Annotated in this window: 20 protein-coding genes and 1 pseudogene; 10 read left to right on the top strand and 11 right to left on the bottom strand. The window is 73.1% G+C overall.

What is annotated here, in order from left to right; translation table 11 throughout:
- Window positions 1-83 precede the first annotated feature (83 nt).
- Window positions 84-686 carry a cysteine hydrolase family protein gene (locus QWJ41_RS16690; RefSeq protein ID WP_302709538.1) on the top strand — a complete coding sequence of 201 codons (603 nt, stop codon included), beginning with the start codon at window positions 84-86 and terminating at the stop codon, window positions 684-686.
- Window positions 687-741: 55 nt separating this feature from the next.
- Here the strand turns inward: QWJ41_RS16690 and QWJ41_RS16685 are convergent, their stop codons facing one another.
- Together QWJ41_RS16685 and QWJ41_RS16680 are read right to left on the bottom strand one after the other, a co-directional pair.
- Window positions 742-1242, bottom strand: a complete 501-nt coding sequence (locus QWJ41_RS16685) for a mismatch-specific DNA-glycosylase (RefSeq protein ID WP_302709537.1) — start codon at window positions 1240-1242, stop codon at window positions 742-744.
- A 9-nt stretch (window positions 1243-1251) separates the two neighbouring features.
- The gene (locus QWJ41_RS16680; RefSeq protein WP_302709536.1) at window positions 1252-1815 is read right to left on the bottom strand and encodes a hypothetical protein; all 564 of its coding nucleotides are present in this window, start codon (window positions 1813-1815) and stop codon (window positions 1252-1254) included.
- A gap of 321 nt (window positions 1816-2136) precedes the next feature.
- Here QWJ41_RS16680 and QWJ41_RS16675 point away from each other — a divergent pair, with 321 nt between their 5' ends.
- On the top strand, window positions 2137-2496 hold the full coding sequence (locus QWJ41_RS16675) for an STAS domain-containing protein (RefSeq protein ID WP_302709535.1): 360 nt from the start codon (window positions 2137-2139) through the stop codon (window positions 2494-2496).
- A gap of 6 nt (window positions 2497-2502) precedes the next feature.
- Here the strand turns inward: QWJ41_RS16675 and QWJ41_RS16670 are convergent, their stop codons facing one another.
- Entirely contained in the window at window positions 2503-3282 is a 780-nt protein-coding gene (locus QWJ41_RS16670; protein ID WP_302709534.1) for a class I SAM-dependent methyltransferase, read from the bottom strand.
- An 86-nt stretch (window positions 3283-3368) separates the two neighbouring features.
- Here QWJ41_RS16670 and QWJ41_RS16665 point away from each other — a divergent pair, with 86 nt between their 5' ends.
- Both QWJ41_RS16665 and QWJ41_RS16660 read left to right on the top strand, forming a co-directional pair.
- Window positions 3369-3920, top strand: a complete 552-nt coding sequence (locus tag QWJ41_RS16665; protein ID WP_302709533.1) for a DUF488 domain-containing protein — start codon at window positions 3369-3371, stop codon at window positions 3918-3920.
- Window positions 3921-4152: 232 nt separating this feature from the next.
- Window positions 4153-4719 carry a hypothetical protein gene (locus tag QWJ41_RS16660; RefSeq protein ID WP_302709532.1) on the top strand — a complete coding sequence of 189 codons (567 nt, stop codon included), beginning with the start codon at window positions 4153-4155 and terminating at the stop codon, window positions 4717-4719.
- A 78-nt stretch (window positions 4720-4797) separates the two neighbouring features.
- Here QWJ41_RS16660 and QWJ41_RS16655 read toward each other — a convergent pair whose 3' ends face one another.
- From QWJ41_RS16655 to QWJ41_RS16630, 6 genes are all read right to left on the bottom strand, one after another.
- A complete protein-coding gene (locus QWJ41_RS16655; RefSeq protein WP_302709531.1) occupies window positions 4798-6033 on the bottom strand; it encodes a T3SS (YopN, CesT) and YbjN peptide-binding chaperone 1 in 1236 nt (411 codons plus the stop codon).
- Between the two features lie 108 nt (window positions 6034-6141).
- Window positions 6142-6930 (bottom strand): hypothetical protein, encoded by a 789-nt coding sequence (locus tag QWJ41_RS16650; RefSeq protein ID WP_302709530.1) that lies wholly within the window; start codon window positions 6928-6930, stop codon window positions 6142-6144.
- Between the two features lie 9 nt (window positions 6931-6939).
- Window positions 6940-8094, bottom strand: a complete 1155-nt coding sequence (locus tag QWJ41_RS16645) for a hypothetical protein (protein WP_302709529.1) — start codon at window positions 8092-8094, stop codon at window positions 6940-6942.
- A gap of 1 nt (window position 8095) precedes the next feature.
- Window positions 8096-8377 carry a hypothetical protein gene (locus QWJ41_RS16640; RefSeq protein ID WP_302709528.1) on the bottom strand — a complete coding sequence of 94 codons (282 nt, stop codon included), beginning with the start codon at window positions 8375-8377 and terminating at the stop codon, window positions 8096-8098.
- Window positions 8374-8655, bottom strand: coding sequence for an SAV_915 family protein (locus QWJ41_RS16635; RefSeq protein WP_302709527.1), 282 nt, complete (start codon window positions 8653-8655; stop codon window positions 8374-8376). The genes QWJ41_RS16640 and QWJ41_RS16635 overlap by 4 nt, the downstream gene beginning before the upstream one ends.
- Window positions 8656-8726: 71 nt before the next feature.
- A complete protein-coding gene (locus tag QWJ41_RS16630; RefSeq protein WP_302709526.1) occupies window positions 8727-12056 on the bottom strand; it encodes a DEAD/DEAH box helicase in 3330 nt (1109 codons plus the stop codon).
- A 213-nt stretch (window positions 12057-12269) separates the two neighbouring features.
- On the opposite strand from QWJ41_RS16630, the gene QWJ41_RS16625 reads away from it, so the two are divergent.
- Genes QWJ41_RS16625 through QWJ41_RS16605 form a run of 5 tightly spaced genes read left to right on the top strand, consistent with a single transcriptional unit; the run spans window position 12270 to window position 16076 of the window.
- Complete coding sequence (locus QWJ41_RS16625) at window positions 12270-12857, top strand: RNA polymerase sigma factor (protein ID WP_302709525.1); 588 nt, start codon at window positions 12270-12272, stop codon at window positions 12855-12857.
- A complete protein-coding gene (locus tag QWJ41_RS16620; RefSeq protein ID WP_302709524.1) occupies window positions 12854-13681 on the top strand; it encodes a zf-HC2 domain-containing protein in 828 nt (275 codons plus the stop codon). The genes QWJ41_RS16625 and QWJ41_RS16620 overlap by 4 nt, the downstream gene beginning before the upstream one ends.
- Window positions 13678-14547, top strand: coding sequence for an ATP-binding cassette domain-containing protein (locus QWJ41_RS16615; RefSeq protein WP_302709523.1), 870 nt, complete (start codon window positions 13678-13680; stop codon window positions 14545-14547). The genes QWJ41_RS16620 and QWJ41_RS16615 overlap by 4 nt, the downstream gene beginning before the upstream one ends.
- A 39-nt stretch (window positions 14548-14586) precedes the next feature.
- Window positions 14587-15483 (top strand): hypothetical protein, encoded by an 897-nt coding sequence (locus QWJ41_RS16610; protein WP_302709522.1) that lies wholly within the window; start codon window positions 14587-14589, stop codon window positions 15481-15483.
- Window positions 15480-16076, top strand: coding sequence for a hypothetical protein (locus QWJ41_RS16605; RefSeq protein WP_302709521.1), 597 nt, complete (start codon window positions 15480-15482; stop codon window positions 16074-16076). The genes QWJ41_RS16610 and QWJ41_RS16605 overlap by 4 nt, the downstream gene beginning before the upstream one ends.
- 27 nt (window positions 16077-16103) lie before the next feature.
- Here the strand turns inward: QWJ41_RS16605 and QWJ41_RS16600 are convergent, their stop codons facing one another.
- Both QWJ41_RS16600 and QWJ41_RS16595 read right to left on the bottom strand, forming a co-directional pair.
- A complete protein-coding gene (locus QWJ41_RS16600; protein WP_302709520.1) occupies window positions 16104-18446 on the bottom strand; it encodes an alpha/beta hydrolase in 2343 nt (780 codons plus the stop codon).
- 49 nt (window positions 18447-18495) lie between these two features.
- On the bottom strand, window positions 18496-19398 hold the full coding sequence (locus tag QWJ41_RS16595) for a sulfite exporter TauE/SafE family protein (RefSeq protein WP_302709519.1): 903 nt from the start codon (window positions 19396-19398) through the stop codon (window positions 18496-18498).
- Window positions 19399-19764: 366 nt separating this feature from the next.
- Between QWJ41_RS16595 and QWJ41_RS16590 the strand changes: the two are divergent.
- Window positions 19765-21708, top strand: a pseudogene (locus QWJ41_RS16590) (DEAD/DEAH box helicase); the annotation flags it as partial.
- Between the last annotated feature and the right edge of the window lie 118 nt (window positions 21709-21826).

Genomic DNA, 21826 nt, shown 5'->3' with positions numbered 1-21826 from the left:
CGATCACCCTGCCCGGGCTCGGTGCGGGGGTAAACACCCGGGGGTGACGCGTCCCCGGGCTCTGCGGCGCTAGCGTCCGCCTCGTGACCCGCCAGCGCACCGGCGCCCCTCTCGTGATCGGACCCGACGCCGCCCTCGTCGTCGTCGACGTGCAGGAGGGCTTCGACGAGCCGTGGTGGGGCCCGCGCGACAACCCCGCCTGCGACGACAACATCGCGGCCCTGCTCGAGGCGTTCGCGGCCACCGGGCGGCCGCTGGTCTACGTGCAGCACTCGTCGCTGAGCCTCGAGAGCCCGCTCTTCCCGGGCCAGCCCGGTCACGCGCTCAAGGAGTACCTCGAGGGCTTCGAGCCGACGCTGCTGGTCACCAAGCAGGTCAACTCCTCCTTCCACGGCTCGCCCGACCTCGACGCCTGGCTGCGCGGCGAGGGCATCGGCGAGGTCGTGGTCTGCGGGATCACCACCAACCACTGCTGCGAGACCACCGCCCGCGTCGGCGGCAACCTCGGGTACGCCGTCACCTTCGTGCTCGACGCGACCCACACCTTCGACCGCACCGGCCCCGACGGCACGACCCTGACCGCGGCCGAGCTGGCGCGCGCCACCGCCACCAACCTGCACGGCGAGTTCGCCACCGTGGTGTCGACGGCCGAGGTGCTCGAGACGCTCGACCAGCCGTCGTCCTGACGAGCCTCACGCCGTTGCGGCGTGTCGCGGTGAGGGTCGTCAGGACGGCCGTGGCTCAGGCGCCGCAGATCATCGCCAGGTCGCGCCACCAGGAGAGCCGGTTGGGGCGCCCGTCGTAGTCGTGGCGCTGGTTGGCCCCGGAGACCCCCGGCAGCACGTAGACCTGCGCCGTGCCGACGTACCAGTCCTGGACGCCGAGGCCCGGCCGCCCGCGCCGCCCCATCGCACGGGACGCCTCGTGGGCGACGGCCTTGCTGGTGAAGGCCAGCCACTCCGGCTGCCAGCGCTCGCACTTGGCGACCAGGTCGTCGATCTCGACCCAGCGCGGGTCCCAGTGACCGACCAGGTCGGTCAGGCCCAGGCCGAGGTCGGGCACGAGGTGGTCCTCGTGCGGCTGCAGCCGGCGCGGGGAGAGCCCGGAGAGGTGCAGCGACTCCCAGAAGCTGTTGCCCGGCGTCTCGTAGTAGTGGTCGCGGTGCTTGGTGCTCTCCGCTTCCGCGAGGCCGCAGAAGACCACGAGCGGCTCGTCGGGGACGAGGTCGGGGAGCACCTGCACGCGGGCACGCTACCCGCGCGGCCGCTCCTCCCGGACCGACCTCAACCGCCGCGGGGCGCGGTGCGACGTCCGGAGGTCCAGTCGGAGGTCCAGGACGTGCCTGGCCCAGTCCTCCCGCTCCGGAGTCGTCAGCAGCTCGAGCAGCTCGACGTGACCGTCGACCACGGCCGGGGTGACGACGGTCAGGACGTCACACGTGGACAGTCCCGGCCAGCTGGTGCACAAGAACGCACCTGAGCCCTCCGACCACTGCGCGCCCTGCTGTCGCCAACCGTCTGCGATGGCGCATACCCCGTCTGCCTGGGACGGGTCGAAGGCCACGAGGGTGAGGATGGAGTCGGCCGGCTCGACGACGTCCACGACCTGCAGGAAGCCGGTCACGTCGAGGTGTGCCTCCACCAGGTCGCCGACGACAAGTGGGGCGAAGAACGCGTTGTTCGCCAGGCGATAGGTGCCCCCTGTGTCCCTCGCGTCGACCGGCTCGGCCCACATCGTCTCTCCGCAGGGCCCCTGCTGCTCCTCGTCCTCCCTGTAGCGCAACCGCACCTTCACGTTGTCGTGGGCACTCGTCATGGCTGTCTCCTGGTCGTCGTCTCGTCGTGAGTCGATGCCAGCAGGCCCCACCGACACGGCGACCGCCGAGCCGCGGCTGCCTGTGGACGACCAGCGCCACGACCGGGCACGGTCCTGACGTCTCGCACGCCACCGCGGCGTGTCACGGTGAGGAACGTCAGGGCGGCGGAGGCTTTGACCATCGGGGCGGGCGCACCCCACAGACCACCCCTACGGGCGTTTGTGGAGAGCGGCCTGGCCGTGTCAGGGGTCTGCGCCTACAGTCGAAGAAGTGAACAGGCATCGAGACTCGGTGCTGCACCACCAGCTTGGGGGCCCGCCATGGGCAACGACACCGTTCTATCCACCGCCGCGCCGCGGCCGCAGCACACCCGCCACACCGTGACCGGCGACCTCGACGTCGCCGCCGTGCACCGCCTGCGCAGCGGCTTCGCGGCCACGATCGACGGCTCCGACCTGGCCCGGCCGGGCGTCCAGCTCGACCTCGGTGGCGTGACCTTCATGGACGCCGCCGGCCTCGGCGCCGTCATGTGGTGCCGCCAGCACGCACTGAGCGCAGGCTTCGCCTGCGTCGTCGACGACGCCAGCCCCGCCGCCCTGCGCCTGATGCGCCTGACCGGCACCCACGACCTGCTCCGCGGCTTCGCGGCCGCGCCGCTCGCCGGCGGCGCCCCGGTCTGAACCGGCTCAGTCCCTCGTCCCGCTGACGCACCAGGCGACTGAGTCGATCTCGAACGGACCGTCGCCCAGGTCGGCGTCCAGCCGTGAACGCAGCCGTTCGACGGTCGAGTCGTCGACGCCGTCGAGGAACGCCCGGACCGATCCCGCGGCCTCGGTGAACGGCGCCCACCAGTGGTCGAAGGAGTCGAAGCCGACCCGGACCCGGATCTCCTGCTCACGCACATCGGCGAGGCCGGCTCCCTCCCACAGCCGCTGCAGGTCACCTCGGGTCGACCCCGTCGACGGCGCCGCCGCCTGACCTGGGGCGATCGACTCGACGGCCGACCAGAACGGCGAGAGCGGTCCGCGCCCGCCGCCGTGGTCCCACACGCAGGCCGCGACCAGTCCGCCCGGGCGGGTCACCCGCACCATCTCGGCGACCCCCGCCGCCGGGTCGTCCATGAAGTGCACGACCAGCTGGGCCAGGCTCGCCTCGAAGGTCGCGTCGTCGAACGGCAGCTCCTCCGCCCCGCCCTCGCGCACATCCACGTCGGGGAAGCGAGCAGCGGCCGCGGCCACGAACGACGGGGCGGGGTCGATCGCCGCCAGGCGGCGTACGCCGTGGGGGCGCGGCGGGAGGCGCACGAGCTCGTCGAGCAGCGCCCCCGGGCCGCAGCCGACGTCGAGCACGCTGGCCGGCAGCCGGCCCTCGGGCAGCACCGCGTCGCAGAAGACGGGCGCCAGGGGTTGGGAGAAGCGCCCCATGAACCTGTCGTAGGTGTCCGCGGGCACGTCGAAGCCGGCCATGCCCTCAGGTTAGGTGCTGGGCAGGTGGCGGGTAGGGGGAGACGACAGCGCCCTGCACGACCACGCCGAGGAGGGGACCCCGCGCCATGACCACCCTGCTGACCGTGGGCCACGGCACGCTCGACGTCGACGCGCTGGTCGCCTTGCTGCGCGACGCCGGCGTGCGCCGTCTGGTCGACGTACGCCGCTTCCCCGGCAGTCGGCGTGACCCGTCGGTCGGCCGTGACTCGCTGGGTGAGCGGCTGCCCGCCGCCCGCGTCGACTACCGGTGGGAGGAGCGGCTCGGTGGGCGCAGGCGGGTCCCGAAGGACCAGCCCGAGGCCGATCGGTGGTGGCGGGTGACGGCGTTCCGCGCGTACGCCGCGCACACCCGCACCGGGGAGTTCCGGGCCGCGATGGAGCAGCTGCTCGAGGAGGCCGCGACGGTGCGCACGGCGGTGATGTGCAGCGAGACGCTGTGGTGGCGTTGCCACCGGCGCATCGTCAGCGACGCCGCCGTGCTGCTGCACGAGATCGACGTGCAGCACCTCGGCCACGACGGCCGTCTCACCCGGCACCCGCCGGCCGAGGGGGCACGAGTGGCGGGCGACGGGTTGCGCTACGACCTTGCGCCGCCAGCCCGTTCCGATAGTCCCTGATGTTCCACACGCCCCAGCGGCGTGTCGCGGTGAGGAACGTCAGGGGCTTGTAGCCACCCGTTCCGGCTTGCGATTCGACTGCGCGACCACGCGTGCTTGCTCGAGGATCAGCCAAGGGACGGCTACCGACGCCGGCCGTACGGGAGGTGCGCCCATGCGAATAGCCACCTGGAACCTGGCTGGCCGCTTCACAGGGGCTCATGCCGAACTGGTCGAGTCGATGAGAGCCGACTTGCTGCTGCTGACCGAGGTCAGCGAGCGGACAGAGCTGCCGGGGTGGCACCTGCACCTGTCCCGGGACCAGATGGCCGCGCGGCGGCGGTGGTCAGGTATCGCCACCCGAGCACCCGCCGTCCCGCTGCCTGATCCACACCCGGCGACCGCAGCAGTGCGACTGGGCAGGCTCGTGTGCTGGTCGAGCGTGTTGCCGTGGCGTTCGTCCGGGGCCATCCCCTGGGGCGCGGCGCCGCATGCGGACCGCACCCGCCGGGTCCTCGACAGCCTTCTCGCGAGCAGTCCTGCCCCGGATGTCTGGGGAGGTGACTGGAACCATGCGCTGCACGGACGAGAGTGGAGCGGGAGCAAGGTCGGGCGTGGACACCTGCTCCGCGCCATTGCGCGGTGGGAGCTGCAACCCCTGACGGGCGGACTGCCTCACCGTCTGCCGGACTTGCTGAGCATCGACCACATCGCTGTCCCGGGCGTCTGGCCGGCCCACGCCGCCGAGAGCGTCGACGCCACGGGCCTATCCGACCACGACGCGTACGTCGTCGACGTCACCCCCCACGTACGGCCCTGACGTTCCACACGCCCCATCGGCGTGTCGCGGTGAGGAACGCCAGGGACTATCCGGGGCCGGCGCGACCGAAGGGGAGGCTCAGCCGACCCAGCGCTCCGAGCCCGGCAGGTCGAGACCGGGCTCGTCCTCGGGCAGCAGCGAGAGCTGCTGGCTACGGGGGCCGCGGGGGCGGGTGGGGCCTTCGTCGCGGCGGGCGGCCTGGTCGACGATGTGGCGCAGGCCCGAGCGGACGGTGTGCAGCAGCAGGTCGATGTCGACGCCGGGCACCGTGACGGTGCCGGTGCGCAGTCCCACCAGGGAGCGCACCAGCAGCGTGCGCTGCCCGTCGTACGCCGCCGCGACCTGCGCGGGTTCGACCTGGCCGTCGAGGAGCAGCTCGACCACGGTGGCGAGGTGCTCGTCGAGGCCGCCCGGCAGCGGCTCGTCCACATCGGCGTCGTGCTCGTCGCCGTCGCCGAGCCCGGCGAGGAACCGGCGTCCGCCGACCCGCTCGGCGACCTCGCCGGCGATGTCGTCGATCTCGGAGCACAACCTGGCCAGCACCCCGGCGAGCTGGCGCGGGGCGAAGGGCACCGCGCAGATCTCGTGGCGCACCACGATGCTGTCGGCCGTGGCGCGCACCTGCAGGTAGGGCAGCCGGGCCTGCAGGCCGGAGACCTCGCGCGCGGCCGCGTCGACGTCGGTCACCTCGTCGACGAGGATCGCGAAGAGCGCCACCGAGGGCCGGTCGGGCAGCACCTGCACCCACACCACGCTCTCGCCCACCGGCACCGGCACGTCGCCGTCCTCGTCGTGGGCGATCGGCTGGTCGAGCATCTCGGCGAGGGTGGCGTCGACCATCCGCTGCAGGTGGTCGCGGTCCTCGACGAGCACGGCCAGCGGCGCGTCGTCGCCCAGCACCCTCGCGCGCGGCAGCGTCCTCGCCCGCGACTCCCAGCGCAGACCGTCGAGGTCGAGCTCGCGGCTGAGCAGGAACGCCGGGTGCAGGCAGCCGTGCTGGTCGCGCAGCGCCCCCGCCACCAGCGCCGCGGCGAGGTCGCACTCGCGCTGGGCCAGCTCGGCGTGGAAGACGGGGTCGTCGTCCTCGTACTCGTCACCGGGCACCCACGGCTCGACGAGACCGCCCACGCCGACCGCCTCGAGGAGCAGCCGGCCACCGACCTCGACGTCCACGACGACGTACGCCGGCACCTCGCCGGAACCGTCGTCGACGGCGAGCCCGAGCTCCTCGTCCGGCTCCATGGAGACCAGGTGGTCGGCCAGCCGGGACCGCAGCTCGCGCCACGCCTCGTCGTGCTCCCGCTCGATCGTCACGTCACTCCCGGTGTCTCGACCCGGTCGGCCCCCACCGACCTCGTCCACCCACCGTAGGCGCGGGCACCGACACTCGCGCCGCGACGCGACCGAGCGGCGGATGTCGGGTCACGGGACGGACGGGCGCCGGGCCCCCACGACCGTGGAGACCCGGTCGCGGAGCAGCTCGTTGAGCTCCTTGACGACGTGGGCCTGCGCCAGGGTGCCGCGCTGCTCGGGCTGCGTGACGCCACGGGCGACGACCATGGCGATGGCAGCGGGTCCGCCGGCGATGTAGCGGTCGGGCACGACCGAGAGCAGACGACCACCTCGGGGTCCGCGCCGCCACATGATGCGGGTGGCGTCGTGGCGATCGGGGTCCCTGTGCAGGCTGAGGTAGACGTGGTCACGGGGCACGACGCCCCTGATGGCGTCCCACGGGACCGACCACCCGGCCCCCTCGTGACGGAACTCGAGACCCACCGCGGTCACGTAGAGCCCACCCGCCACGATCCTGCCCCGCAGCAACGGCACGAGCGGGACGGCGAGTCCGAGGCCGACCAGGCCGAGCACCAGCGCGCCGGCACGGTGCCCCCCGATCGCCGCGAAGGCGGCGCTGACCGCGCACCACAGCGCCAGCACGGAGGTGCCGATGCCCGACTGGAGCACCGTGAACCGTGAGTAGGGGAAGACCAACGCCGCTGCCCCGGACGGCGCTGTGCCCAGCTCGAGGACGGGGCGGCGACGCGGCAGCCGCAGGTCGGCTCCCACCATGGACAGTCCAGCCAGCCCGAAGAGCGCGAAGAGCACTCCACCCAGCACCTGGCCGAGCTCTCCCAGGGCGACCAGCCCGATGCCCATCAGGACGATCACCACGTTCGCCAAGGCCAGCATCAGGTTTCCCGTCGTGCGTCGCATGGCGCCCCCTTAGTCGAACAGACCGCCGATGCCGCCGACGACGGCACCGACGCCGTCACCGATCGCGCCACCGGTGTCCTTGAGTGATTCCCAGCCCTCGTCGAGGGCATTCATGACGTCGACCCCGTCCTCGAAGAACGAGTCGATGGCACCGGAGACGACGATGCCCACCGCGGCTCCCACGACAGCACCGACGGCAGTGCCGACCACGGGGATCACGGATCCTGCTGTCGCGCCGATCGCGATTGCAGCCACCAGCCCACCGCCGTTGGAGACCACCGCCTGCGTCGGGCTCTCCCCCGCTGCGAGGTCGAGGCCGACGCCGACCACCGTGAGCGCGCCGCCGAGCTTGAGCGCCGTCCCCTTGGCCCTGGTCTCCACCTCCTTGGCCTCCGCGGCCATGTCGGCGCCCCTGAGCTTCTGGGTGTCCCAGTGGTCGAGGTCGTGGTTGCCGAACCCCCGTGGGTCGCGGGTGATCAGCTCGAGGTAGTCGTCCGCCTGCTTGCCCAGCTGCTCGCCCGCCGTCCTCAGCGCCGACGCGTTCGCCACCACCCCGGCCGTGCGGAACCCACCGGCGATGTCCATCGCGGTCAGCGCCATCCCCGGCCCGGTCAACCCGCGGTACTCGCCCTCCAGCGCCAGCACACCACCGTCCAGCTCCTCGCGCACGGTTGCCGCGGCGGCCGCCGCCCGCTGGTAGGCCTCGACCCGCGCCTGGTGGGCGGCGAAGGCGTCGAGCGCAGCGGCGTGGGCGTCGACGAGCGTGGGGCTGACCTGCCCGACGGGGCTCGGTCCGGGGTGGCTCGTTGCAACACCGGGCGGCTCGACGACGTACCCGGACACGCCCAGCCCCGCGGCGCGGGCGCTGGCCCGGATCTCGGCCATCCGCGCCTGCAGCCGCCGCAGCGTCGCGGCGTACGCCGCCAGCTCGCGCGCCGCGGACGACGCGCCGTCATGGACGAGGTCGATCTTCGCCACGGCCACGCCCATGCGCGAGACGAACCCGGTGGCGCTGGCGCCCTGCCAGTCGGCGGAGGCGGCGCGGCGCGCGGCGACCACGCGCTCCCCGCCCTCGCCGACCGCGGCAGCCAGGGAGCCCTCGAGCCAGCGGGCGGCCGCGTCGATGGAGTCGGGTGAGCCCGTGAGCTCGGTGTCGATGCTCACGTCACCACCACTGCCCGCTGATGAAGGCCTCCTGGGTGGCGCTGTCGGCCGACTCCAGCCCCCGCACCGCGGAGCGGACGTTGTCGGTGGCGCCGAGCAGGCCGGCGCTGAGCTCGGCGGCGGCCGAGGCCACCAGCGCGAGCATCTCGGCCACCAGGGGGGTCAGGTCACCGGCGTCGACGCTGCGGGGCGCGCGGCGCCCGCACCGCTCGATCGCCTCGCGCGCCTGCTCGAGGTCGGCGGTGATCGCCTCGGCGGTGGCCCACCGCAGCTCGACGCTCATCGCCGACCCGTCGGCACTGCGCCCGGGCTGGGCCGCTTGTCGAGGTAGAGCAGGTCGTAGGGCGCCAGTTCGTGGGCGGCCTGCAGGTCGGCGACCGAGAGCAGCACCCACGGCGACTCGGGGCTGTAGAAGTCGGCGAGCCGGTCGAGGGCGGAGTAGACGAACAAGGCCACCCGCTCGTCGTGGGTGCGGTGCATCGCGAGGCGCTTCGTGGCGTCGGCGTGCTCGCGCGTCGGGGCGTAGACCACGGGAGGGAGGGTGGGGCGGCTGTCGCTCATGTCCTCAGGCTGCCCGCGATCGCGCGCCGGCGACACCACCGATCCGCGACCTGTGGAGAACCTCAGGTGCCTCAGTCGAAGAGCGCGCGCACGTCGGCGGCGTCGACGACGCTGCCCAGGGCCCCGTCACCATCGACGACCTGGGAGAACAGCGCGGCCTTGCGCTCCTTCAGCGCCACCACCTTCTCCTCGATCGTGTCCCGCGAGACCAGCCGGTAGACCAGCACCGGCCGGGTCTGGCCGATCCGGTGGGCCCGGTCGACGGCCTGGGCCTCGACGGCGGGGTTCCACCACGGGTCGAGCACGAAGACGTAGTCGGCCTCGGTGAGGGTGAGCCCGACCCCGCCGGCCTTGAGACTGATCAGGAACGCCGTGCTGTCGCCGTCGCGGAACCCCTCGACCGCCTCGGCGCGCTTGCGGGTCCGCCCGTCGAGGTAGCTGTAGGTGACGCCCTCGGCGTCGAGCCGGGCGCGCACGCGCCGCAGGAAACCGGTGAACTGGCTGAAGACGAGGGCGCGGTGCCCCTCGGCGGCCAGCTCGAGGAGGTGGTCGACCAGCACGTCCACCTTCGCCGAGCCGACCGCCTCGTGCTCGGCCGCGACCAGGGCCGGGTCGAGGCTGAGCTGGCGCAGCCGGGTGAGGGCACTGAGGATCGCGACCCGGTTGCGGTCGAAGTCGTCCACGAGCCCGAGGATCTTCTGCCGCTCGCGGGCCAGGTGGGTGTCGTAGATCCTGCGGTGCCGGGCACCGAGGTCGACCTGCAGCAGCTGTTCCTGCTTGGGCGGCAGGTCGGCGGCGACCAGCTCCTTGGTGCGGCGCAGCAGGAAGGGCCGCAGCCGCTGCTGGAAGCGGGCCAGCGCGGTGCCGTCCCCCTCCTTCTCGACCGGCCGCACGACGTGGTCCACGAAGCCCTTGGCGGTCGGGTAGAGACCCGGCGCCACGAGGGCCAGCAGCGACCACAGCTCCATCAGCCGGTTCTCGAACGGCGTGCCGGTCACCGCGAGCCGGAAGGGCGCGTCGATGCGGCGAGCGGCCTGGTGGGTCTTGGCGAGGTGGTTCTTCACGTGCTGGGCCTCGTCGAGGACGAGCCCGCCCCAGGCCAGGGCGGCGTACTCCTCGATGTCGAGGCGCAGCAGCGTGTACGTCGTCACCACGACGTCGGCGCCGTCGGCGACCACGGACACCGGGGTGCCGAGCTTGCGGGCCGAGGCGGTGACGGTGCGCACCACCAGTCCCGGGGTGTGCTGCTCGGCCTCGAGAGCCCAGTTGGCCACGACGCTGGTGGGCGCCACGACCAGGAACGGTGCGGCGCCGCCGGCGCGGGCGCGGGCGACGGCCGCGAGCACCTGGAGGGTCTTGCCCAGGCCCATGTCGTCGGCCAGGATGCCGCCGAGGCCGTGGTCCTGCAGGAAGGCCAGCCATCGGAACCCGTCGTGCTGGTAGTGCCGCAGCGTGGAGACCACGCCCTCGGGCTCGGGGCTGGGCAGGTCGGTGAGGTCGCGCAACGCGTGGGCCCGGCGCACCCACTCCTGGGCGTGGGCGGGCAGCGTGTCGGTCTCGGCCAGGTCGCCGACGGCCGCCCACAGACCCAGGTCGTGACCGCCCAGGCCGATCCGGTCGTCGCGCGTGGGCTCACGCACCTCGGCGGCGGCCGCGACCAGCCCACGCAGGCCCTCGAGCTCGGGGGTGGAGGCGGCCACGTGCAGCCCGCTGGGCAGCACGATGCGCTCCTCGCCGAGGGTCAGCGCCTCCAGCACCGAGGGCAGCGGGATCTGCTCGCCGTCGACGCTGACGCTGACGCTCAGGTCGAGCCAGTCGGTGGCTCCGCCGGCGTCTGCCGCGTCGTCGGCCTCGGCCGGGGCCTCGACGGACGCGGGACCGAGCGTGATCTCGACCGGGCCGGTGGCCGCACGGAAGTCGGGACGCTCGACCTCCTCCACCTCGAGCCCGGCCGCGCGCAGGCGCGCCAGCTCGTCGTCGAGCTCGAGCACGCCGCTGGTCGGTACGTCGCGGTCGGCCGCCGGCGCGTCAGCGTCCAGCACGCCGAGGGAGGTCAGGCGGGCGAGCTCGGCCCGCTCGGCGGGGCGGTCGCGGACGCCGTCGAGGCGGTCGGCGGAGCCGGCGGCGCACACCAGGTCGTTGTCGCCGACCCGGTAGCGCCACTGCCAGCGCAGCGCGGCCGCCGGGGTGCGGTCCCACTCGACGAGGAGGACCAGGCGCGGGGCCGGTGGGGTCGGGACGGTGATCGACTCGTCGCTCGAGGTGACCGGCAGGTGCCGCGCGAGCCGGGGCAGCCGGGTGGTGACGAAGGCGTCGAGGTGCTCGGGCGGGACGGCGGTGTCGCCGCCCTTGACGAGCCTGGCCAGCGCGGGAGGGATCGGCGCCGCGAGGGGTGCCAGCAGGGCGGTGGTGTCGCGGGTGGTGGCCGTGGGCACCCGGTCGAGCAGCACCACGCCGTGGGCCTCGTCCCCGACCAGCACCAGCTGGTCGGCCGGCCACCAGCGGTCGGCGTACCGGACCCCGAAGCGGAGGCTGGCGGCGCCGGGCTCCGCCTCGTCGCGCAGCACGTCGGCGACGACCTCGACCGGCTCGTCGACCAGCTGCACGTCGGCCAGGCCCGCGCCGGGCAGCAGCGCCACGCCGGCGTCGCGTGCCTGGCGCAGGCGGTGCCACACCTGGGGGCCGAAGTCGGAGAGCGGCGGCAGGTCGGTGATGTTCCAGTACGCCGCCATCCCCATCTGGGCGCGCAGCCGGCCCACGGAGGCGACGTGGGCGGGGTCGTGACGGGTGCTTCCGAGGTGGCCGCCGTGAGGGGTGAAGTCCTTCCAGGCCGCGCCGCCGCGGACCCATCGCCCGCTCGCGCCGCGGCGTACCGGCCGCATCCGGACCACCGGCGGGGCCAGGCCGGTGAAGCCACCGTGGCGCGGCAGGTGCAGGTCGAGCAGGAGCGCGAGGGCGTCCTTCCCCGTCTCCCCGCCCCGGGATGCCTCCAGGTCGCGCAGCGCCGTGTCGAGCGCGCCGGCCCAGCTGGCGAAGTCTTCGTCGGCGGGACTGCCGGGGTCGGGGTGGTCGGTCGTCAGCGACCGGCCCAGGCAGAGCAGCAGCGCCGCGCCGTGCTTGCACTCCCAGCCGACCGGGCAGGAGCAGTCCGCGGTGACGACGGCCCGACCCCGGTCGAGCTCGATGGAGACCGACGTGCGGTAGGGCCGAGCGCCGCTTCCGGCGACCTCACCATCGACAGCGAGGAACTCGCTGTCGACCACGTCGACGTCGAGCCGGAGCACCGACCCGTCCGAGGCGTAGGCGCGCGCCCGCCCGACGGCTGCCGGGTCGTAGACGGAGGCCAGCCCGTCGGCGCTCAGCCAGGGCGCGAAGGCGGCGACCGGGTCGGGGGTGGGCACCCCGGCAGTCTGCCGAACCTGGTGGTGTCGGGGCGACCCCGGGCTGCGCTGGGGGCACCCGCCCGGCGTGCCGCGGGAGACGCGTGGCCGTGGACCTCGGCCCGGGTCGCGGTGGTGCCCGCCCGAGGACGCCGCTCCCCTCCGCCACAGGACCCAGCGACCCCGCCCGATGATCGGGACCCTTTTGGGTGCTCCGGTGCGACAGTGATCAACATGAAGGCCACGCAGTCGGGCACCGACCCGGCCCAGCAGGACCCGGGCGACGCCGCCCTGGTCCTGCTGGTCGCCGCGGACGACCTCGCCGCGCTCGAGGAGCTCTACCGCCGGCACTCGGCGTGGCTCTACGCGCGGCTGCTGCGCCGCTGCAACGACCCCGACGTCGTGGCCGACGTGCTCCAGGACACCTTCGTGACGCTGTGGAAGGACGCTCGACGCTTCCGCGGCGAGGGACAGGTCGCGGCGTGGCTGTGGGGCATCGCCTTCCGACGCATGGTCTCGCGACTGCGCTCGCGCAAGGACGTCGTGCTGCTGCCCGAGTGGGACGCCCGGCTGGCCGGCCACGTCCAGGCCGCCGAGGACGAGGTGCTGCTCGGGGTCGAGCATGGCGACCTCGCCGGCGCGCTGCGACAGCTCTCGCCCGAGTTCCGCTCGGTCGTGCAGGCGGTCGTGCTCGACGGCCTGACCACCAAGGAGGCCGGGCGGATGCTCGGTGTCCGGGAGAACACCGTCAAGAGCCGGCTGCACCGCGCGAAGGCGCAGCTGCGGGGCTCGCTGGTGCTGAGCCAGGAGGGCTGGGGATGACCACGCGGGGCTGGCACGCCGACGTGCCACTGTTGACGGCGTACCTCGCCGGTTCGCTCGATGCCGTCGGGGGCGCCTCGGTCGAGCAGCACCTCGTGCGCTGCGCCGACTGCCGCGCAGCCATCGCCGACATCGTCCGGGCACCCGTGCTGAAGCGCGCCTGGGCAGGGGTCCGCGACACCGTCGAGAGCCCCGCGCTACCGCTGGCGGTGCGCCTGGCGCGGCGGTGCGGGGTCTCCGAGCCCGTAGCGGTGCTGCTCGCGGCCACGACCTCGCTGCGGACGGCCTGGCTGGCCAGTGCGTTCGTGGCGCTCGGCTTCGCCACGGCTGCGGTCCTCCTCGGCGGCGCGGACCTGCTGGCGCCCTTCCTGCTGGTCGCACCGATGGTGCCGGTCCTGGGTGTCGCTGCGGCGTACGGACCGCACACCGATCCACTCGAGTCGCTGGTCGGCACCACGCCGTACGGCCGCTCCCGGCTGATCCTGGTGCGGACCCTGGCGGTGCTGGTCTCGGTGCTGCCGGTCACCGCGCTCCTCGGCCTGCTGCTGCCCGGGCCACTGTGGTTGACCGCCGGCTGGCTCGGACCGGCGCTCGCGCTGGTGCCGGTGCTCCTGGCGCTGTCGAGCTTCGTCGGCCCCCGGACCGGCAGCGCCGTGGTCGCCATCGCCTGGAGCGGTGTCGTCCTCCTCTCGCTGCGCGTGGTCCCGGCCACCTGGCCGGTCGAGGCCACGCAGCAGCTGGTCTACCTCGCCCTCGCCCTCGTGTCGGTCGTCGTCCTCGTCGTCCGCACCCACCGTGACCGGATGATCGGAGCCACCTTGTGAACGCCGTCCAGCTCGACGCCATCTCCAAGACGTACGGCCGCACCCGAGCCCTGGACGTGGTCGACCTCGGCTTCGACCGAGGCGTCACCGGACTGCTCGGGCCCAACGGCGCCGGCAAGACCACGCTGCTGAGGATCGTCGCCACCTCCATCGCCGCCGACGGGGGACGACTCAGCCTCCTGGGCCGCGACCCGCAGGGCTCGCACGACGAGCTGACCGCGATCCGACGCCAGCTGGGCTACCTCCCCCAAGAGCTGGGCTACCCCAGCGACATGACCGCCTTCGGCTTCGTCGAGTACGTGGCCGTGCTCAAGGAGTGGAACGACCGGGACCGCCGGCACCGGGAGGTCCGCCGGGTCCTGGACCTGGTGGGGCTGGCCGGTTCGGCCACCAAGAAGGTGCGCAGGCTCTCCGGGGGCCAGCGCCGGCGGGTCGCGCTGGCCCAGGCGCTGCTGGGCGAGCCCCGCATCCTGGTGCTCGACGAGCCCACGACCGGCCTCGACCCGACCCAGCGTGCCGACCTGCGCCGCACTCTGTCCGTCATCGCCGACCGGTGCACCGTCCTGCTCTCCACACACCAGACCGAGGACGTCGCCGCGCTGTGCGAGCGGGTCGTGGTCCTGGCTGGCGGGACGGTCCGCTTCGACGGGCCCGTCACCGAGCTCGTCGCCACCGCGGCCGGCCGCGTCTGGCTCTCGGACGAGCCCGGGAGCGACGCGCTCGTGAGCTGGCGCACCGGCACCGGTCGCCACCACGTGGTCGGTGGCACACCTCCGCCCGGAGCGGTCGAGACCGAGCCCACGCTTGAGGACGCCTACCTGCTGATGCTCGGCGCCGAGGCCCGCACCGTCCGCGCGCCCGCCTGACCCGCACCCCTTCCACCCGACCCTCGCCAGGAGCACGCCATGACCAGCACCACGATCTCGCCCGAACGCGCCTCGAGCCTCGGCCCGATGGCCGCCATCGAGGCCCGTCGCCTCGCCCGCCACCCGGTGTTCGTCGTTGGCGTGGTCCTCACCTTCACGGTCCTGGCCCTGCTGTACCTCCTCGACGACCACCCCGACTTCCGCGACATGCTCTCCACGCCGGTGGTCCCCGCGTTCTTCATCGGCCTGACCAGCCTCGTGGCGACCGCCCGCCTCACCCGCTCCACCGAGGTCGCCGTGGAAGCGGTCGCGACGGCGCCGCGCACGGAGGCGCGACGCACGACGGCGCTCGTCGTCGCCTGCCTGGTCCCGTTCGCGGCCGGCGTGGCCTGGGTGGCGACGCTGCTGGTGCTCGTGCAGGTCAAGGGGGTCTCCCCGCAGGAGTGGTGGTTCGACACCATGCCCGACTGGCAGGTGTGGAGCATCCTGGTCGCCCTCGGTCCCGTCGCCTGCCTGGGCGGTGCCCTGCTGGGCGTGCTCACCGGACGGTGGCTGAGCTTCCCCGGCGCCGCCGCCGTGGTCGTGGTCGTGCTGGTCGCCGTGACGATGGTCAGCCAGCTGCCGCTCTCCGACGGCGACTCGGTCGAGCTGCGGCTGTGGGTGCCGTGGGCGATGTTCCACTCCGGGACGATGCCGGACGGCACGGCATGGATCTACGAGGGCAACCCGCTGGCCTACCTCGGCTACGTGCTGTGCCTGTGCGCCGCTGCCGCGCTGGTCGCCGTCTGGCACGACCCGACAGCCCGCACCCCGCGGCTGCGCGGCCTCGTCGCGGGCGTCGTGGTCGTCGGCCTCGTCTGCCTGGCACTCGCGATGACCACCGGCAACGCCGAGACCCAGGTCTCCCCCGTCAACCCCCGCTCCGTCTCGGAGTGACCGTGCGCTGGTGGCACCTGCGCCGCGGCATCCCCTGGACGGCTGTGCTCGGCTGCTGCGTGGCCGCAGGACTCCTCGCCGGGTTGCTCGCCAGGTGGCCCTCCGCAGCGCTGGTCCTGCTCCCGGGGGTGCTGGCCTGCTGCGCCACCGCGACCGTCTTCCTCTACGACGAGGCGGCGCTGCCCGTCGTCGCGGTCACCCCGCGCGGCGGCGCCTGGCGGCGTACGACGCGGCTGACCGCGGCCGCTCTCCCGCTCGGGGTGTGGGGCCTGCTCGTCGTGGCCCGGCCCGGCGACCTCCCCTTGGACCGGTCGGGCTGGTGGCTCCTGGGGGGCGCCACCATCCTGCTCACCACGGGCACCGCTGCCCTGGCGTCGCGCCGAGAGGTCCCGAGCCCGGGGGCGACGCTGGCCGGCGGCGTCGTCCTGACCGTGCTCGGGCTGGTGGTGGTGACGACGCTCCTCGGGTGGTCCACGGTCTTCCCGATGACCGGGTTCGACCAGGCGGCGCTGACGTTCTGGCTCGTGGTCGGCGCGGCAGGTGCCGCGGCCTGGCTCGGAGCGTTGTGGCCGGCCCGGTGGTCGGTCGGGTGACGCCGGAGAGGGTCAGGATCGGGACCCTCAGCAGGCGCGGCGTACGACCTGCTTGCCGTCGCCGACCCGCAGCACTCGCACCACCCGGTCGCCGCGCACCAGCCGCACGACGGCGTCGCCGTCGGAGACGACGCGCAGGGGGCCGCAGCGCCAGCGCGCACGGTCGAGGTCGACGCTGACGCGCGAGACGTTGTCGAGCCGCAGCACCATCCGGTCGCGCACGGGCAGCGCCTCGCCGTCCTCCCAGGTGGTCTCCGAGAGCAGCGCCGGCAGCGGGCTGACCACCGGCACCGGGCCGGTGCTGACCGGCAGGTGCTCGCGGTCGGCGATGCGCTGCGAGGTGGCGCGCACCCGGGCGAGAGTGCCGGGCCCGGAGTCGCGGGCGGCGAGGTCGCCGGTCCAGTAGGCCGTGGTCGCGCCGATCCCGAGCCCGCGCCGGGTCAGGTGCGGACGCCAGGTGAAGTCGATGTCGCGCGGGTCGCGCTCGACGGTCGGCAGCCCGAGCCCGTCGATCACGGTCGCGAACCGGTCCTGGATCGCGAAGACCAGGTGGTCCTCGCCGGGGTAGCGCACGAACCGGTGCCGCAGCCCGGCCTCCTCGAAGCGGGCGACCTGGCGCTCGACCGAGGTGAACGGCACCAGCTGGTCGAGGTTGCCGTGCCCGATCCGGAACGGCAGCCAGGTCGCGTTGCCGACCAGGTCGTACGCCGTCCCGTCGCTCGTGCAGCGCCCGCCGAACGAGGGCGAGACGATCTGGTCGGCGTCGAGCGACACCCCGCACTGGGGCGGGCCGGCGAGCACGACGACCTCGGCGTACAGGTCGGGGTGCGCGAGGCCGAGGTGGTAGCCGGCCCAGCCGCCCATCGAGTAGCCGGTCAGCACGGTGCGCGTCGGGTCGAGGTCGAAGCCGTCGGCGAGGGCGCGCCAGACCTGCCAGTAGTCGACCTCGGCCTCGTCGAAGTACCAGCCGTCGGGGCCGCGGCCCAGCGTGCCGGCGCAGATGGAGTCGCGCTCCTCGCAGAGGCTCTCGATCAGCTGCGGGTCGTAGCCGGCGTACTGGTTGTGGTTGACGCCGAGCGAGTGCAGCGTCCAGGTCAGCGGGGCGGCGTCGCCGCGGCGGTAGGAGGTGGGCACGTAGACGGAGTAGGGCTGCACCGGGGAGAGGTAGTTGGGGGCGCCGTCGCCGCTGCCCTGGCCCTCGTCGGCCACGATGCCCTCGCCGAGGTCGAGGCGGGAGAGGTACCAGCGGTTGCTGGGGCCGTGCACCAGCGGCTCGCGGGTGCGCGTCTTGCGGCGCAGGTCGCGCCAGCGCACGACGTGGGAGAACGCGGAGGCGTCGCCGGCGGCGAGCGCGTCGGCCTGGGCGTCCTCCATCCAGAAGTTGCCGGTGACGAAGCGCGCGAGCCCGTCGGCGCCGAGCTGGTCGGTGAGCGGGTTGCCGGCAGCGACGGCCTGGAAGGCGGCGACCAGGCCAGCGGTCCGGCTGTCGGTGACGACCGGGGTCTCCTGCTCGGGGGTGCGGAAGGCGAGGTTGTAGACGTGCGTGGACCCGGGCGGCAGCGGCGCGCCGCCGGCGAGGGTCGGGGCCGCCATCGCCTCACCGGTCTCGTCGGCGAGGCCGGCGGCGAGCCGGACCCGCCAGGAGCCGCGGGCGCGCAGCAGCTGCTTCGGCACCCGCACCGTGAAGGACCGAGTGGACTCGTCGACGGTGAGCCGGCCGCCGCGGCGGGTCACGTCGGTGACGTCGCCGGTGGTGAGGTCGTGCAGCCAGGCGCCGCGGCTCGAGACGACCAGCGCCTGCTCGAGCCCCGGCGAGGTGACCCCGGCGGCACCCGGCCAGGTGTCCACGCCGGTGGTGGCGTCGCGGTCGGTGTCGAAGGCCCACACCGCGAGCGGAACGTCGGGGCTGGCCAGCGTCGTCCAGTCCACCCGCCAGTACGACGCGCGCCGGTCCTTGCCGGTGGCCGCGACGAACACGTCGGCGCCGTTGCCGGCCGCCCTGCCCGGCTGCTCGTAGACGCCCTGCTCGGGCGCCAGCGTGGCGATGTTGTCGAGGCTGAACCCGCTGGGCAGGGCCGCGCCGTACGCGTCGTAGACGAAGTCGGTCCAGTACGACGCTCCCCCGTGCAGCCGCTCGGTGCCCGAGGTGCGCGAGACCCGCTGGGCGAAGGGCCAGCCCTTCGGCTTGTCGAGCTCGGGCTCGGCCCGCGTCGCCGCCGCCGGCGCCCCCTCCGGGAGTCCCCTCTCGCTGGTCGAGCGTCCTTCGTTGGTCGAGCCTGTCGAGACCCCCTGCGCCGGGGCGACCCCCAGCCCCAGGACCAGGCCCGCCGCGACGGCAGGAGCGAGCAGGGGGCGCAGGTTCCGGAGCATGCCGGTCCAACGGCGCAGGGTGACGGTCGTTACGCGTCCCCGAGGGCGCTCAGACCAGGGCGGGCTCGGCGACCGGCGCGGAGGCAGCGAGCCGCTCGGCGCGCTCGCGGCGCCACGCGGCCCGGGCGATGCGACCGACGAGGAGCAGCCAGCCGACCATCAGGGCCAGGTCGAGGACCAACGGGAGGTCGGCGAAGGCCGCGAGGACGACGACGCTGTTGACCAGGATGATCAGTCCGCCGACCATCACGCCCATCGGGGCGTGCGGCAGCCGGCCGGCCAGGCGGGCGGCGATGGGGGCCACGATGACGCCGCCGAGGACCAGTCCGAGCACCGGCAACCACGGGATGTCCTGGTGGGCCGCGCCGGTGACGAAGCCGAGGGAGACCGAGACCGCGACGGCGAACTCGGCGGCGTTGGTGGTGCCGACGACCTTGCGGGGCTCGTGGCTGGTGACGGTCATCAGGCTGGGCGTGACGACGGGGCCCCAGCCGCCGCCGCCGGTGGCGTCGACGAAGCCGCCCAGCAGCCCGATCGGGGCGAGCCAGCGCGCGGTGTGACCCGACTTGGGGGTCGGGATGATGCGCAGGCCAAAGCCGAAGCGCATCAGGATCACCGCACCGAAGAACAGCAGCAGCGCCGCCATCCCGCTCTTGGCGGCGGCCAGGCTGATCGAGGTCAGCACCACGGCACCGAGGAAGCCGCCGATCGCACCGGGGACCGCCACCCGGATCAGGATCGCCTTGTCGATGTTGCCGACGCGCCAGTGGGAGAGCCCCGAGATCAGCGTCGTGGGCAGCTTGGCGGCGTGCGTCGCCGCGCTGGCAGTAGCGGGGGCGACGCCGAGCGCCAGGAGCACGGTGGCCGAGGTGACCCCGAAGCCCATCCCCAGCGTCCCGTCGACGAGCTGGGCCAAACCGCCGGCGAGGGCGAAGGCTGCGACCAACCACATGTGCGTGCTCCTAGGTACTTCAAGGTGAGTGAGTAGCCAAAGTAACCTAACTTTATAGAGTTTGCCGAATTGGTTATGTTTGATCGGCGCGTCGCGACCGCTCGCAGGTCACGTCGAGGCGCGTCGTGAGGACGGTCGGCGGCCTCGGGGAGGCTGCACGGATGGAGACCTGGGTGTGCGACTTCTGTGGGCAGCGAGGCCGGACCCGGCCCGGCGAGCCGGCCGAGCAGGTGCTCTGCCCGACCTGCGGGGAGCCGGTGACGCGCGGCGGTTGAGGTCAGCGCGCGGGCTGCCAGGTCGTCGAGAGGCGCGCAGAGCCCGCGGATTGCCGGACAGCAGGGCTTTACTTCAGGGAAGCTGACTCCGATGAGTAGTCACCCCCTGCCCGACGGCCTCTACGAAGCGATGCTCAGCAGCGAGCTCGAACAATCGCTGATACCCCTGGGCAATGCGGCCACCGTCGAGCCAATCGATGCCGCACATCAGCCGCACGTCCTCGCCCGGCACGTCTACGACGCAACCCGCCGTGCCCTATCGGCTACGCCGGACCCCGCTCGTCGGGTAGCGATGGTGAACGACCTGCTGACAGTGCTCCAGGCCCAAGAAGCAGAGGTATCCGCCCCGGCCCGACAGCTGAAACGCATCAGCCGCCCGGGCCTGCTGGGCTCTTCCGGCCTCTCGAACACTCGGCCCAACACACCGCTGGCCGAGCCGGCGTTGCTCACGAACACCCGAGGGGAGCCCAATCTGGGCTCCGAACTACGCGCCGAGATCGACACCAGCAACGAGGTTGATCTGCTCTGCGCGTTCGTGAAGTGGCACGGTCTCAGATTGCTCGAGACCGAGCTGTCGCGCCTGCGCGACCGCGAGGCACCGCTCCGCGTTCTGACCACGACGTACATGGGTGCGACCGAGCGGCGCGCCCTTGACCGACTGGTCAACGACTTCGGCGCAGAGGTCCGCATCCAGTACGACGCCGCTCGCACGCGACTGCACGCCAAGGCGTGGATGTTTCGCCGGTCGACCGGCTTCGACACGGCCTACGTAGGTTCCTCGAACCTGTCGCGGGCGGCACTGCTGGACGGGGTGGAGTGGAACGTGCGGCTCTCGACCACCGGGACGGGAGCACTGCTCGACAAGTTCCGAGCCACCTTCGACACCTACTGGAACGACCCCAGCTTCGAGGTCTACGACCCCGCTCGCGACGCCGACCGACTCGACGATGCACTCAGCGAGGCATCTGGCCGCACAGAGCACAGTCGCGTGACCATCAATCTGTCCGGCCTCGAGGTGCGGCCGTTCGCCTACCAGCAGCAGATGCTCGACGCGGTCCACGCCGAGCGAGAGGTGCACGATCGGCATCGCAACCTGGTGGTAGCGGCCACCGGCACGGGCAAGACCGTGATCGCCGCCCTGGACTACCGGCGGCTCTGTCGGGGCAGCGACAAGCCGTCGCTGCTCTTCGTCGCGCACCGCCGCGAGATCCTCGAACAGGCGCTGCGGACCTACCGCGAGGTGTTGACCGACGCCACGTTCGGCGAGTTGTACGTCGGCGGCATCCGGCCCGAACGCGGCCGGCATGTCTTCGCCAGCATCCAGTCGCTCTCCTCCCACGGCGTGACCACGATCCCGAGCGATTCGTTCGACATCGTGGTGATCGACGAGTTCCACCATGCCGAGGCCGCCAGCTACCGGCGTCTCATCGAACACCTCGCCCCTCGCGAGCTGCTTGGGCTCACGGCGACGCCCGAGCGAGCCGACGGGGTCGACGTACGCACCTTCTTCAACGGCCGAATCGCCGCCGAGCTGCGCCTGTGGGATGCGCTGGGCGCCGACTTGCTGTGCCCGTTCCACTACTTCGCGGTGGCTGACGGCACCGACCTGCGGCGAGTGGGTTGGAAGCACGGCCGGTACGACGATGCTGAGCTGGCGAACGTCTACACCGGCAACACGGCTCGGGCGGCGCTCGTCCTGCGGCAACTGAGAGACAAGGTCTCCAACCCGGACGCCATGCGAGCCCTCGGCTTCTGCGTCAGCGTGGCACATGCGGAGTACATGACGACGGTCTTCAACGAGGCCGGAGTTCGCTCCGCGACAGTGAGCGGCGCAACCCGCCAAGCCGACCGGGAGCGAACCCTGCTGGATCTTCGCGAGGGCCGACTCCAGGCGGTGTTTACCGTCGATGTCTTCAACGAAGGTGTCGACATCCCCGACGTCGACACCGTGCTGTTCCTCCGTCCCACCGAGAGCGCCACGATCTTCCTGCAGCAGTTGGGCCGGGGGCTGCGTCGCACGAAGGACAAGGCCGTGAAGCGCCCCAGGTTTGATGCCGCTCCTGTTTGAGTCCAGGAGGATGAGCACCATGCCGAAGAAGATCGATCAGGAGCTGAAGGCCAGGGCTGTACGTCTGGTCAACGACCACCAGGGC

The sequence above is a fragment of the Nocardioides cremeus genome, from assembly GCF_030518195.1.
Lineage (GTDB): Bacteria > Actinomycetota > Actinomycetes > Propionibacteriales > Nocardioidaceae > Nocardioides > Nocardioides cremeus.
The sequence above is the reverse complement of the archived record's forward strand: the minus strand, read 5'-3'. Positions and strand labels throughout refer to the sequence as shown.